This window comes from Promicromonospora sp. NPDC050262, from assembly GCF_040655935.1.
GTDB lineage: Bacteria > Actinomycetota > Actinomycetes > Actinomycetales > Cellulomonadaceae > Promicromonospora.
Genome location: NZ_JBFAKX010000013.1, coordinates 14,353 through 27,410 on the forward strand (window position 1 = coordinate 14,353; position 13,058 = coordinate 27,410).

Annotated in this window: 15 protein-coding genes; 5 read left to right on the top strand and 10 right to left on the bottom strand. The window is 71.8% G+C overall.

Features of this window, described 5'->3' with window-relative positions:
- Positions 1-15: 15 nt before the first annotated feature.
- Positions 16-729, bottom strand: a complete 714-nt coding sequence (locus AB0I29_RS18970; RefSeq protein ID WP_285101653.1) for a GntR family transcriptional regulator — start codon at positions 727-729, stop codon at positions 16-18.
- Positions 726-1,397, bottom strand: coding sequence for an SGNH/GDSL hydrolase family protein (locus AB0I29_RS18975; RefSeq protein ID WP_357484332.1), 672 nt, complete (start codon positions 1,395-1,397; stop codon positions 726-728). Before AB0I29_RS18975 ends, AB0I29_RS18970 begins: the two co-directional genes overlap by 4 nt.
- Before the next feature lie 120 nt (positions 1,398-1,517).
- Here AB0I29_RS18975 and AB0I29_RS18980 point away from each other — a divergent pair, with 120 nt between their 5' ends.
- Both AB0I29_RS18980 and AB0I29_RS18985 read left to right on the top strand, forming a co-directional pair.
- Positions 1,518-1,973, top strand: a complete 456-nt coding sequence (locus tag AB0I29_RS18980; RefSeq protein ID WP_357484335.1) for a hypothetical protein — start codon at positions 1,518-1,520, stop codon at positions 1,971-1,973.
- 69 nt (positions 1,974-2,042) lie between these two features.
- Positions 2,043-2,336, top strand: a complete 294-nt coding sequence (locus AB0I29_RS18985; RefSeq protein WP_357484338.1) for a hypothetical protein — start codon at positions 2,043-2,045, stop codon at positions 2,334-2,336.
- Between the two features lie 55 nt (positions 2,337-2,391).
- Here AB0I29_RS18985 and AB0I29_RS18990 read toward each other — a convergent pair whose 3' ends face one another.
- Both AB0I29_RS18990 and AB0I29_RS18995 read right to left on the bottom strand, forming a co-directional pair.
- Entirely contained in the window at positions 2,392-3,243 is an 852-nt protein-coding gene (locus AB0I29_RS18990) for a fumarylacetoacetate hydrolase family protein (RefSeq protein WP_357484341.1), read from the bottom strand.
- 36 nt (positions 3,244-3,279) lie between these two features.
- Positions 3,280-4,086 carry an SDR family oxidoreductase gene (locus AB0I29_RS18995; protein WP_357484344.1) on the bottom strand — a complete coding sequence of 269 codons (807 nt, stop codon included), beginning with the start codon at positions 4,084-4,086 and terminating at the stop codon, positions 3,280-3,282.
- 253 nt (positions 4,087-4,339) lie between these two features.
- Between AB0I29_RS18995 and AB0I29_RS19000 the strand changes: the two genes are divergently transcribed.
- The 3 genes from AB0I29_RS19000 (at position 4,340) to AB0I29_RS19010 (ending at position 6,999) form a co-directional block, all read left to right on the top strand.
- The gene (locus AB0I29_RS19000) at positions 4,340-4,558 is read left to right on the top strand and encodes a hypothetical protein (protein ID WP_357484347.1); all 219 of its coding nucleotides are present in this window, start codon (positions 4,340-4,342) and stop codon (positions 4,556-4,558) included.
- A gap of 83 nt (positions 4,559-4,641) precedes the next feature.
- Positions 4,642-5,964, top strand: coding sequence for an MFS transporter (locus AB0I29_RS19005; RefSeq protein ID WP_285101648.1), 1,323 nt, complete (start codon positions 4,642-4,644; stop codon positions 5,962-5,964).
- Between the two features lie 57 nt (positions 5,965-6,021).
- Positions 6,022-6,999, top strand: coding sequence for an alpha-L-glutamate ligase (locus AB0I29_RS19010; protein ID WP_357484350.1), 978 nt, complete (start codon positions 6,022-6,024; stop codon positions 6,997-6,999).
- A 73-nt stretch (positions 7,000-7,072) separates the two neighbouring features.
- On the opposite strand, the gene AB0I29_RS19015 is transcribed toward AB0I29_RS19010, so the two are convergent.
- The 6 genes from AB0I29_RS19015 to AB0I29_RS19040 all read right to left on the bottom strand — a co-directional run bounded on the left by AB0I29_RS19015 (position 7,073) and on the right by AB0I29_RS19040 (position 13,006).
- Entirely contained in the window at positions 7,073-8,482 is a 1,410-nt protein-coding gene (locus AB0I29_RS19015; protein ID WP_357484353.1) for a permease prefix domain 1-containing protein, read from the bottom strand.
- Complete coding sequence (locus AB0I29_RS19020) at positions 8,482-8,844, bottom strand: helix-turn-helix transcriptional regulator (protein ID WP_020016599.1); 363 nt, start codon at positions 8,842-8,844, stop codon at positions 8,482-8,484. The genes AB0I29_RS19015 and AB0I29_RS19020 overlap by 1 nt, the downstream gene beginning before the upstream one ends.
- Before the next feature lie 62 nt (positions 8,845-8,906).
- On the bottom strand, positions 8,907-9,584 hold the full coding sequence (locus AB0I29_RS19025; RefSeq protein WP_357484357.1) for a DNA-3-methyladenine glycosylase: 678 nt from the start codon (positions 9,582-9,584) through the stop codon (positions 8,907-8,909).
- Positions 9,585-9,624: 40 nt separating this feature from the next.
- On the bottom strand, positions 9,625-10,176 hold the full coding sequence (locus AB0I29_RS19030; protein WP_285101644.1) for an AAA family ATPase: 552 nt from the start codon (positions 10,174-10,176) through the stop codon (positions 9,625-9,627).
- 107 nt (positions 10,177-10,283) lie between these two features.
- Positions 10,284-11,714: an argininosuccinate lyase gene (gene argH, locus AB0I29_RS19035; protein WP_357484644.1), complete on the bottom strand. Its 1,431-nt coding sequence runs from the start codon at positions 11,712-11,714 to the stop codon at positions 10,284-10,286.
- 44 nt (positions 11,715-11,758) lie between these two features.
- Complete coding sequence (locus AB0I29_RS19040) at positions 11,759-13,006, bottom strand: argininosuccinate synthase (RefSeq protein WP_285101643.1); 1,248 nt, start codon at positions 13,004-13,006, stop codon at positions 11,759-11,761.
- Between the last annotated feature and the right edge of the window lie 52 nt (positions 13,007-13,058).

Below are 13,058 nucleotides of genomic sequence, written 5' to 3' on the forward strand. Positions count from 1 at the left end.
GGATGCCTCGCCGGGCTAGCCTTCGGAGGGGGTGAGCCCGGCTTGTCCTGTTTTGCTCTGGAGGCCGTCGGCGTCGGCGTCGAGCAGGGTCCCCGCGGCGTGTGCCTCGAAGAGGGCCGAGGCCGCGTCTGCGTCGCCGCCGTCGAGGACGTCGAGCAGGCTGCGGTGCCAGTCGGCCACCTGGTGCCAGTCGCCGGTGAACTCGGGGTCGCCGAGCAGGTGCATCGAGCGCAGGCTCGGCTCGATGATGTCCCACATGCGCGGCAGGTAGGTGTTGCCACTGGCCTCGATGACCGCGCGGTGGAACCCGAAGTCGAGCTCGCGGAACGCGGGCAGGTCCTGCGCGTCGACCGTGCCGTGCATGGCGACGATGAACTCCTCGAGCCGCGCCCGGGTCTCGGCCGTGAGCCGCCCGCAGGCGAGCCGGCCCGCGAGCGCCTCCAGCGCCACGCGGGCCTGCTTGGCCTGCTGGGCCTCCTCGTCGGAGTGCTTGGTCACGAAGTTGCCCTGGTGACGCACGTGCGTCACCAGGCCCTCGTGCGCGAGCTGCTTGAGCGCGTCGCGCACGGGGGCCTGGCTCACGCGCAGGCGGCGGGCCAGCTGTGACTCCACGAGCTGCTCGCCCGGGGCCAGCTGCGACGACTTGATCATCGACTTGACCAGGTCGTAGATCTGGTCGGACAGCAGCCCGCGCTCGAGGCCCGAGATCCCGCTCAACGCATCAGTCATCCGCCCAGCCTAGCGGCATTATCGACAATCGTTTGTGCACCGGAGCGGTAGGCCGCGAGCCAGGCGTCGGCGATGATCCGTGACCCCGCGGGCGTGGGGTGCACGCCGTCCGGGGCGAGGGCGACGGCGCCCTCCGTCCCGCCGAGCGCGTCCGCGGCGGCCGTGAGCAGGGAGTGCAGTGGCACCAGCGCGGCGCCCGCCTGCTCCGCCAGGCGTGCGACGACCGCCCGCTTGCCCGCGAGGTCGCCGAGCCAGTCGCGCTGCTCCGGCCGCACCGGCAGGAGGAACGGCTCCACGAGAACCAGGCGCGGGCTGCCGGGCACCCGGTCCAGGAGCCGCAGGTAGGTGGCCTCGAAGTCCTCGGCGCTCGTCGGGTCGTCGTTGTCGTAGCGGCGCCACGTGTCGTTGACCCCCACGTACACGCTGAGCACGTCGGGCGCCGTGCCGGCGACGTCGCGGTCCCAGCGGGCCTCCAGGTCGACGGCGCGGTCGCCGCCGATGCCGACGTTGCGCACCTGGGCGCCGGGCAGGTCGGCCGCGACGAGGCTGACGTAGCCGTCGCCGAGCGACCCGGCGTCCGCGCGGTCGCGGCCGGCGTCGGTGATCGAGTCCCCGACGAAGACGAGTCGTTCGGCGGCCTGTCCGGTGGTGATACCGCTGCTGGTCATGAAGCACTCCCTCGTGTGACGAACGGGTCCGACGGTACCGGGCATCGCTCCCGCTGCCAGCCGCGGGTCGAGGACGACCCGCAGTCCGTGACCATCACCGAAGAGGTCGGAGCACTCGCAATGAAGCGACATCTGTCAGCCCTGCTCGCCGCCGCCGTCGCCACGTGCGTCGTCGGCGCGACTACCACCGGCCCGGCCGCCACGGCCGCCCCGCAGCAGACCGGGGCCCAGCACGCGTCAGCCACCACCACCACCGACAAGGGGAACGACAAGCGCCCCGGGAAGGGCCACGGCAAGCCGGGCAAGCCCGGCAAGCCCGGCAAGGGCCCGCACGCGCCGGGCGCGCAGGGCACGATCTACCTCGCCCCGGACGGCGACGACGGCGCCGCCGGTACGAGGACCACACCCCTGGCCACGCTGGAGGCGGCGCGTGACGCCATCCGCGCGCTCCGGACGGCCGGCAACCTCCCGGCCGACGGCGTGACCGTCTACCTGCGGGAGGGCACGTACGAGCGCTCGGCGTCGTTCACCCTCGGCGCCGAGGACTCGGGTACCGCGGCCGCGCCCGTCATCTAGCGCTCCTACCCGGGCGAGACCGCCACGATCTCCGGCGGCAAGGAGCTGCCCTACGACGGCTTCTCCCCCGTGACCGAGCAGGCCGTGCTCGACCGTGTGATCGAGACGTCGGCCCGCGACGACATCCTCCAGATCGACGTCTTCATGATCGACGTCTTCCCCAACACGATGATCGAGCCGAACTCGACGCACGAGGTCACCTTCGGCGCCGTGGACGTCGCGGGCGGCATCCGCGTGGTGCTGCGCGTGGACGGCGAGCCGGTGTGGCGCTACCTCGACGACACGGCGAACAACCCGCTGGCGGCCCCGGGCTACTTCACGGCCTACCGCCAGGGCCCGGCGGGCGAGATGAGCATCTTCTGACCGATGTGTCAGACGCTCAGATCCCTGGAGGGATCTGGGCGTCTGACACGTCCTGCTAGGGGAGGGAGGTGAAGGTGTGGGTCTGCCGGCCCAGGTTCTCGATCTCCAGGGTGACCACGTCGCCGTCCCGCAGGTACGGGAAGCGTCCCGAGAGGGCGACGCCCTCGGGCGTGCCGGTGCAGATCAGGTCGCCCGGCTCCAGCGCCATGTACTGCGAGAGGTGGTGCACGATCGCGGCGACGTCGAAGATCATGTCGGCCGTCGACGAGTCCTGCCGCGGCTCCCCGTTCACGAAGGAGCGCAGCCGCAGCCCGCCCGGGTCCACCTCGTCGGCCGGCACGAGCGCCGGGCCGGTCGGCAGGAACCCCGGGCCGCACTTGCCCTTGGACCACTGGCCCAGGGAGTCGTCGAGCTGCCACGCCCGCTCGCTGACGTCGTCCACCACGGTGTAGCCCGCGACGTGCTCGCGCGCGGCCTCGACGGACGGCAGGTAGCTCGCGCGCCGGCCGATCACGACCGCCAGCTCCACCTCCCAGTCCACCTTCTCGGCGCCGGGCGGCAGCGGCACGGCGTCGTCCGGCCCGGCCACGGTGTTGGGGTGCTTGAAGAAGATGATCGGCAGGCGCGGCGGCTCCGCGCCGGACTCGCGCGCGTGCGCGGCGTAGTTCTGCCCGATGCAGACGACGGCGGCCGGGCGTGCGATCGGCGCCCCGCGGCGCAGCGCACCGGCGCCGTCGAGCACGGGCAGCTCCCCCGCGGCCAGGGCGGCCCGGGTGCGCGCCACGCCGTCGGCGGCGAGGAACGCGCCGTCGACGTCGGCGGTCAGCGGGCGCAGGTCGTAGGTGACGTCGTCAGAAGTGACGGCGGGGATCTCCTGGCCGACGGGGCCCAGGCGGAGCAGGTGCATCGTGTCCTCGTTCTCGGATCGGGTGGGCGGTCACGTTCAGGACTGCTCGGGCGGGCGGACGCGCAGCTCGTGCATGCCGCCGTCGACCGCGAGCGCCGTGCCCGTGGTCGCGGTGGCGAGCGGGCTGGCGAGGTAGCAGACGGCGTGGGCGACGGCCTCGGGGCTCACGAGGCGGCCGGTGGGCTGACGCGCCTCGAGGGCGGCGCGCTCGGCGTCGGGGTCCGCGGCGGCGTCGAGCAGGCGGCCCACCCAGGGCGTGTCGACGGTGCCGGGGTTCACGCAGGTCACGCGGATACCCTCGCGCACGTGGTCGGCGGCCATCGCGAGCGTGAGGGCCTGCACGGCGCCCTTGCTGGCGGAGTACAGGGCACGCTGGGGCAGCCCGGTCCACGAGGCGATCGACGCCGTGTTGACCACGGCGGCATGGTCCGAGGCGCGCAGGTACGGCAGCGCGGCGCGGGTGACGCGCACGATGCCGAGCACGTTCACGTCCAGCACGCGCAACCACTCGGCGTCGTCGTTGTCGGCGACGGTGCCCTGGGCGCCGATGCCGGCGTTGTTGACGACGACGTCGATGCCGCCCAGGCGCTGGGCGGCGGCCTCGACCGCGGCGCGGACGCCGGCGTCGTCGGTCACGTCGGCGACCTCGCCGTGGGCGCCGTCGGGCACGCCGTCGGACGCGCGGTCGATCGAGACGACCTGGGCGCCGCGCCGCAGCAGGGCGGTCACGACGGCGGCGCCGATACCGGACGCCCCTCCCGTGACGATGGCGCGGACGCCGTCGAACTCAAGGGATGTGGTCACGGGTACTCCTCCTGGGAAGCGGCTGCGATGGCGATTCATCCAATCTATAGCACCGATCCGGCCGGAACCGAAGGGGCAGATCACCCATCGGACCCGATAGGATTTGCCCGCTCGGAGCGATACGTCATACCTCTCCCCCGCTCCGGGACCATCCGCTCGACGAGGAGTGCTCCGCCATGTCCCAGGCGGTCCAGCCCGCCCCACCGTCGCACCCGGACCGGGCCTGGTTCACCGAGGCCAGGTTCGGCCTGTTCGTGCACGTCGGGCTCTACTCGGCCGCCGCCCGGCACGAGTGGGTGCTGAGCACGCGCACCTGCGCGGGCTGGCCGACCGGGTCCGGTACGCGCAGCTCCTGCACGACGGCTCCGAGCTGCGTGCCACCCGCACCGACCCGGACCAGAAGGCGTGGAACACCACGCCCGGCGGGCAGCCGCCCGGCACCCTCACGCTGCACCTGCCCACGGCGCGGCCCGACGTCGCCGTGCCGGTGGTCGAGCTGTTCCTGCGATGAGTTCGGTGGCGCCGCGTCGTCGGACGTGGCATGGAAACGAAAAACCATCGGCGAACCGCTGCGGCGTCAGGCAGGGTTGAGCCATGAGCGACGTCGACATGCCCCGCTGGAAGCGCAACGTCGGGCTGTTCCTCGCCGGCCAGACCATCTCCCTGTTCGGGTCGATGGTGGTCATGTACGCGGTGATGTGGCACCTGACCATCGAGACGCGGTCCGGGTCGGTGCTCATGCTGAGCATCGTGTTCGGCATGCTGCCGCAGGCGTTCGTGTCGATCTTCGGCGGCGTCTGGGCGGACCGGCACCACCGCAAGTTCCTGATCATGGGCTCGGACACCGTCATCGCCCTGGCGACTCTCGGGCTCGCGCTGCTCATGGTCAGCGGCGTCGACTCGCTCTGGGTCATCTACGCGGCGCTGGCCGTGCGCTCCGTCTTCGCGGGCATCCAGACGCCGGCGGTCAGCGCGATGATCCCGCAGATCGCACCAGCCGACCAGCTCATGCGCGTCAACGGCATCTTCCAGTCCATCCAGTCGGGCATGATGCTGCTCGCCCCTGCCCTGGCGGCCGTCATCTACGCCTCGTTCGACATCGTCACCGTCTTCTTCGTGGACGTGGTGACCGCCCTGCTCGGCGTCGGGATGCTCGCGCTGGTCGCGGTGCCGCGCCTGGTGCGGTCCGACGCCGGCGAGCCGGTCAGCTACTTCGGCGACCTCGCCGCCGGCGTGCGGTACATCCGGGCGAACGCGCCGGTGCGCTGGCTCATCACGCTGTTCGCGCTGGTGATGTTCCTGGTGGGCGCGCCCAGCTACCTCACCCCGCTCATGGTCACCCGCACGTTCGGCGACGAGGTGTGGAAGCTGACCGCCAACGAGCTGTTCTGGGGCGGCGGCATGCTGCTGGGCGGCATCATCATGGCCACGGTGGGGCCCAGGATCACGCGCCGGGTGCGCCTCATGGTCGGATCGGTGATCGCCACGGGCGTGCTGGTCGCCGGGCTGGGCGTGTCCACGAACATGTGGGTGTTCTTCACGATCGGACTCGTGATCGGCGTGATGTTCGCAGCGCTCAACACGCCGGCGCTGACGATCATCCAGGAGCGCGTGGAACCCGAGATGCAGGGCCGGGTCTTCGGCTTCGTCGGGATCGTGATGACCGTGGCGATGCCACTGTCCATGGTGGTGTTCGGGCCGCTGGCCGACCAGTTCTCCGTGGAGTCGCTGCTGATCCTCGCCGGCGTGCTGCTGGTGGCGGTGCTGGGCGCGATCCTCGCGTTCCCCGGGGCGCGGCGCTCGCTCGCGCAGGTCGACGCGGCGCCCGAGGCACCTGCCGCGACGCCGGAGGATGCTGCCGCCGCGCCGGAGCAGGGAGCGTCGGATGTGCCACAGGACACAGCCGGCCTGCGCTGACGGCGTGAAAGTATTGCTGGGTCCCATAGCCGTCAGCCACGCGTGCGGAAGGTTCCTGTGAGCGCCCCGAAGATCTATGCCCTGCACGAGAACCCCGAGTGGTTCCCCCCGTTCGCCGAGGCCTTCGCGGCCGAGGGCGTCGACTACGTCGAGTGGGTGCTGACCGACGGCGTCCTGGACCTGGACGAGGCGCCGCCCGAGGGCATCTTCTGGTCGCGCATCTCGGCGAGCAGCCACACGCGCGACCACGGCCTGACCAAGGACTACTCGCGCGCGGTGCTGTCCTGGCTGGAGGCGTACGGACGCCGCACGGTCAACGGCCGCCGTGTGCTGGAGCTCGAGGTCAGCAAGGTGGACCAGCTCACCGCCCTGCGCGCCGCGGGGATCGACACGCCGCGCACCGTGGCCGCCGTCGGGCGCGACCAGGTGCTCAAGGCGGCGCAGGGCTTCCCCACGCCGTTCGTCACCAAGCACAACCAGGGCGGCAAGGGCCTGGGCGTGCGCAAGTTCGACTCGTTCGAGGACCTCGCCGACTACGTCGGGTCCGACGAGTACGAGGAGCCCGTGGACGGCATCACGCTGATCCAGGAGTACGTCGTGGCGGCCGACGGCGGCATCACGCGCGTCGAGATCGTGGGCGGCGAGATGGTGTACGCCGTCCGCGGTGACACCGAGCGCGGCGGGTTCCAGCTCTGCCCCGCCGACGCGTGCGTCATCGACCCGGAGACGGGCCGCCCGATCCCGCCGGTCGGCGCGACCATCTCCATGGCGCCCGACGACGACTGGGGCCTGTTCTCCGAGCGCGAGGGCTACGACGACCCGGTCGTGGACAGGTACCTCGCGTTCACCGAACGGCACGGCATCGAGGTGGCCGGCATCGAGAACATCCGGACGGCCGACGGCCGGGTGCTGACGTACGACGTGAACACCAACACGAACTACAACAGCGACGTCGAGCGGGGCACGGCGAAGTCGGGCCCCCGCGAGATCGTCCGCCACCTCGCGAAGGTGCTGCGCGAGACCTACCCGGCGTAACCCGTTGAGTGCTGGATCTTCGCCCTTCTGGCACACGAAAAAGGGCGAAGATCCAGCACTCAACGAAGGGTGGTCAGGCGAAGCCGAAGATCGGGCCGAACGTCACCACCACGATCGCGGCCCAGACGGCGTAGACCGGCAGGTACTGCGTCTGCCAGCGCTCGATCGCGCCGAAGGCGCGCTGCCCGCGGACGAATCCGGTCGCCAGCCACGCCGCCCACGCGAGGTGGACCAGCAGCACGAGGTTGAGCCCGAGCGCCGCGACCTTGTTGGCGGTGAAGCCGAACTCGGCGATGCGGGTGAGCATCGCGGTCAGCGCCACGGCGTCCACCGCGAGCGCCGCCCCGACCAGGACGAGCTGCAGCCAGTCGAAGATCCCGGGCGGCGCGAGCGGGTCACGTGCCGAGATCGAGTACAGCAGCAGGAACAGGACCAGCACGAGGATCGCGTCCATGAGGATGAGCAGGTCCCGGTCCACCGCGGTGAGCGGTCCGTTGACGAGCAGCACCACGAAGATCGCGACGAGCATGACGATCGTCAGGGGCGTGAACACCCGGGTCAGCACCGGGGCGATGTTCTCGACGACGTTCTTCTTGGCCTCCACCAGCCACGCGCCGACCAGGAGCGCGCCGGGCAGGGCGAACGGCAGGAGCCAGTCGCCGAGGAAGGGCTCGAAGTCCACTCCGACCAGGCTGAGCGAGCCGAAGGTGAGCCCGATGAGCAGCCCGCCGCCGAGCGCGATGAGCGCGAGGTAGATGATGAGCTCGCCGGTGAACCGGACGAAGTCCATGCGGCGCGCGCTCGACCGCCACGCCCCGCCCGCGTACACGACACCCAGGAGCAGCCAGAGCACCACGGGCGTGTGGGTGATCGCGAGGAACTCGGTCATGCCGGGTGCGTCGAACTCCCCCGGCTCGAACGGGTAGAGGTTGACCACGAGCGCCAGCGCCGTCGTGACCGCGACCAGCAGGGCGCTCACCCGCCACGGGACGTGCCGCTTCCACACGAAATAGCCCGCCAGGAAGGGCAGGACGGCGAAGACGGCGTTCCGCACGAGCACCAGCTCGTTGCCGGTCGTGGCGGCGAGCAGGACCTTGAGCACGATCCCCGCGCCGACCGCGAGGGCCAGGACGACGGCCAGCTCGCGCCAGCGTCCGCCGTCGCCCGGCTCCTCGGGGACCAGCACGAGCTGCTTCCAGAGCCGGTCGGAGTGCTCGCGAGCGAACTCGCGGGACACCTCGTCGAGGTTGCCCATGCGCTTGACCGCCACGAGGAAGGCCTCCTCGTCCTCCAGCCCGCTCGCGGTCAGGTCGCTGACCTGGCCGCGCAGGTGGTCCTCCATCTCGTCGACGTCGGCCGCCGAGATCGCCCGACGGCGCTGGACGTAGCCGCGCCACAGGTCGATCTGCTCCTCGAGCACGACGTGCTCGGCGGGCTCCGTCTGCTGGGCGGGACCGGCGTCGTTCGCGTTCTGTTCGCTCATCAGGCCCACCCCTCCGCGACGGCGGGGCCTGGCTGGACGTCCTGCCAGACCTGCTTGAGGGCGTCGGAGACGACCGCCCACTGCTGACGGCGCTCCGCGAGCGCCTCCTTGCCCGACGCGGTGATCGCGTAGTGCTTGCGCCGCCGCCCGACGTCGGACGTGCCCCACGTGGCCTTGACGTACTCCAGGCGCTCCAGCCGGTGGAGCAGGGGGTAGAGCATGCCGTCGGTCCACTCCATGCGGCCGCCGGAGAGCTCGTTGACGCGCTTGAGGATCGCGTAGCCGTACGACTCGCCGTCGGCCAGGATGCCGAGGACGAGCGGCGTGGCGGACGCCGCGACCAGATCCTTGTCGATGTGCACCTGCACTCCTATGCCTAGTGCTGCTAGGGATGCCTACCCTAGCAGCACTAGGCATAGGAGAACTAGGTTCGCGCGGGGCGTTGCGTCGTGGGCCGGTTCGCGGCGGGGCGTTTCGTCGCTGGGCGGTAGACCGACACCGTCGGCTCGCCGTCGAGCCAGAAGCGCCACGGGTACAGGTCGGCGCGGCCGCCGTCGCCGCTCACGCCCACGCGCGGCCCGGACAGCACGCTGCCCGACGGCGCCTCGGGCACCTCCAGCACCACCGCACCCTCCGGGTCGGTGACGTCGGCGCCGTCGTCGGCCAGGTCGAGGCCGAGCGCGACCGTGAGGCGGGCGGGGCCGCGCGCCAGGTCGCGCTCGGCGCGCACGACGCCGGAGGCGAGGCGCCTTGTCGTCGCCAGTGCGACGCCGTCGGGCCCGGGACCTGTCACCTCGCCGGCCCGCAGCAGCACCGCGGACGCCGTTCCGTCCGGGCCGCAGACCACGTTGGCGCAGTAGTGCAGGCCCAGGTGCCGGTACACGTAGAGCCGCCCGGGCTCGCCGAACATCGTCTCGTTGCGCCGGCTCGGGCCGCGGAAGGCGTGGGAGCCGGGGTCGTTCGTCCCGTCGTAGGCCTCGACCTCGGTGATCCGCAGCGTGACAGCGCCGTCGGCGGTGCGGCGGGTCAGGGTGGCGCCGAGCAGGTCGCGCGCGACGTCGACCACGGGCCGGTCGAAGAACGGGCGGGCCGGCACGGTCATGGGTGCGTCACTCGGGTTCGCTCCTGGGTCGTCCGCTCCATCAGATCAGCGCGCCGACGCCGTCCACGTGGAGGTCGGCCCGCTCGCGGGTGCGCTCGCGCGCGTAGTGCTCGGCCTCGTCGGCCATCCAGCGCAGCCAGTGCTCGCGCGCCTCCTCGCCGTCGCGCGCCAGGCCGCGGCGCAGCCGCTCGGCGTCGTCGGCCTGGACCCAGATGCGGAACGCGCCCAGGGCGTCCACCTGGCGCGCGCCCGCGCCGCAGCCCTCCACCACCAGGTGGGCCGACGGCGGGACGTCGTGCCACTCGGCCCAGTCGCCCTCGACCCAGTCGTAACGCCGGTAGCGCACCTGCTCCCCCGCGGCCAGCGGGTCCAGGACCCAGCGGCGCAGGTTCTCGGCGCCGCCGTCGGGGCCGGCCGCCCAGCCCTCGTAGAGATCGTCCATGTGGATCACCGGGGCCTCCAGCGCGTCCCCGAGCTGCGCGGCCAGCGTCGTCTTGCCCGACCCGGCGGGCCCGTCGACGCACACCAGACGCGCGTCGACCACCCGGATCCGGCCCAGCACCTCACCCAGCACCCCTGGCGTGACGGTCATCCCACTCCCCTCGGAAAAGGTCTACCCAGCGATTGTGCCCGGAATCCACGTGAGATCCGGGCACGATCGCTGGGTAGACGACCCGCGCCGGCGCGGGACCGGCGTCGTCAGGACTCCGGCTGGGCCCAGAAGCGGAACTCCGTGGCCCGCTCCTTGGCCGCCTCGATCTGCTCCGCGACCCGCGCCGGGGCGGTGCCGCCCACGTTGTCGCGCGAGGCGAGCGAGCCCTCGACGGACAGCACGGAGCGCACCTCGGGGGTGAGGTGCTCCGAGATCTTGGCCAGGTCCTCGTCGGACAGGTCCCACAGCTCGATGCCGCGCGCCTCGCACTCCTGCACGCAGGAGCCCGCGACCTCGTGCGCCACCCGGAACGGCACGCCCTGCTTGACGAGCCACTCGGCGATGTCGGTCGCGAGCGAGAAGCCCTGCGGCGCGAGCTCGGCCATGCGGTCGGTGTCGAACACCATGGTGCGCACCATGCCCGTGAACGCGGGCAGCACCGCCGTGAGCGTCGCCACCTGGTCGAACACCGGCTCCTTGTCCTCCTGCAGGTCGCGGTTGTACGCGAGCGGCAGGCCCTTGAGCGTGGTGAGCAGGCCGGTGAGGTCACCGATCACGCGCCCGGCCTTGCCGCGCGCGAGCTCGGCGATGTCCGGGTTCTTCTTCTGCGGCATGATCGACGAGCCCGTGGAGTACGCGTCGTCCAGCCGGACGAACCCGAACTCCTTGGTGTTCCAGAGGATGACCTCCTCCGCGATCCGCGACAGGTCCACCGCGATCATCGCGGCGACGAAGGCGAACTCGGCCGCCACGTCGCGCGAGGCCGTGCCGTCGATCGAGTTCTCGACCGGCCCGCCCTCCAGGCCCAGGTCGGCGGCCACGGCCGCCGGGTCCAGGCCCAGCGAGGATCCCGCGAGCGCGCCGGACCCGTAGGGCGACTTCGATGCGCGCACGTCCCAGTCGAGGAACCGGTCCACGTCGCGCAGCAGCGGCCACGCGTGCGCCAGGAGGTGGTGCGCCAGCAGGACCGGCTGGGCGTGCTGCAGGTGGGTGCGCCCCGGCATGGGGGCGTTCCCGGCCGCGGCCGCCTGGACGATGAGCTCGTCCACGAGGTCGAGCACCTGCGTGCCCACGGTGCGGGCCTGGTCGCGCAGGTACAGCCGCACCAGCGTGGCGATCTGGTCGTTGCGGGACCGGCCGGCGCGCAGCTTGCCGCCCAGCTCGTCCCCGGCGCGCTCCAGCAGGCCGCGCTCCAGCGCGGTGTGCACGTCCTCGTCGTCGAGCACCGGCAGGAAGGCACCCGAGACGACGTCCTGCTCCAGCACGTCCAGCGCGTCGATCATGCGCGCGAGCTCCGGCTCGGTGAGCAGGCCCGCGGTCGCCAGGGCGCGGGCGTGCGCCCGCGACCCGGCGATGTCGTACTGCGCGAGCCGCCAGTCGAAGTGCGTCGACTGCGACAGCGCGGACAGCTCCGGCGACGGCCCGCCGGCGAACCGGCCGCCCCAGAGGGCGACCTTCGGTCCGGTGTGTTCCCCCACCGTCGCCGACGGCCGGGCGGAGACGTCCTTGCCGTCGCGCTCGCTCACAGCGCGCCCGCCGTCAGGTTCGCCTGGGAACCGAGGTCCACGCCGTTGCCGAACTTCTCGTCGCGCGCGGCGGCGAGCTTGGCGGTGAGGCCGTAGATCTCGATGAAGCCGCGGGCCTGCGACTGGTCGAACGCGTCGCCCTCGTCGTAGGTGGCGAGGTTGAAGTCGTACAGCGACTGCTCCGAGCGGCGCCCGGTCACGGTGGCGCGGCCGCCGTGCAGCACCATGCGGATGTCGCCCGAGACGTACTTCTGGGTGTCGTCCACGAAGACGTCCAGCGACTTCTTCAGCGGCGAGAACCACATGCCGTCGTAGACCAGCTCGCTCCAGCGCTGCTCGACCTGGCGCTTGAACCGGGCCTGCTCGCGCTCGAGCGTGACGTTCTCCAGCTCCTGGTGGGCCGCGATCAGCGCGATCGCACCGGGGGCCTCGTAGATCTCGCGGGACTTGATGCCCACGAGCCGGTCCTCGACGATGTCGATGCGGCCGACACCCTGGGCGCCCGCGCGGCGGTTCATCTCCTGGATGGCCTGCAGCGGGGTGACGGGCACGCCGTCGATCGCCACGGGGATGCCCTGCTCGAAGGTGAGGATGACCTCGTCGGCCACCGGCGGGAACGTCGGGTCGTCCGTGTAGGAGTAGACGTCCTTGGTTGGCTCGTTCCAGATGTCCTCGAGGAAGCCCGTCTCGACGGCGCGGCCCCACACGTTCTGGTCGATCGAGAACGGGTTCTTCTTGGTGGTCGCGATCGGCAGGTCGTGCTTCTCCGCGTAGTCGATGGCCTTCTCGCGGGTCAGCGCGAGGTCGCGCACCGGGGCGATCGACTTGAGGTCGGGCGCGAGCGACGTGGTGGCCACCTCGAAGCGGACCTGGTCGTTGCCCTTGCCGGTGCAGCCGTGGGCCACGGTCGAGGCGCCGAACTCGCGTGCGGCGCGCACCATGTGCTTGACGATCACGGGGCGCGAGATGGCGGAGACCAGCGGGTAGCGGTCGAGGTACATGCCGTTGGCCCGCAGCGCGGGCATGCAGTACTCGGCGGCGAACTCGTCGCGCGCGTCGGCGACGTACGCCTCGACGGCGCCGCAGTCCAGCGCGCGCTGGCGGATGACGTTCATGTCCTCGCCGCCCTGGCCGACGTCGACGGCCACGGCGACCACCTCGGCCCCGGTGGCCTCGGCGATCCAGCCGATGGCGACGGAGGTGTCCAGGCCGCCCGAGTAGGCGAGCACGACGCGTTCAGTCATGATTGACGTTCTCTTTCCGGTGGTGGTGTTCAGGTGCAATTCTTGTGGGTTC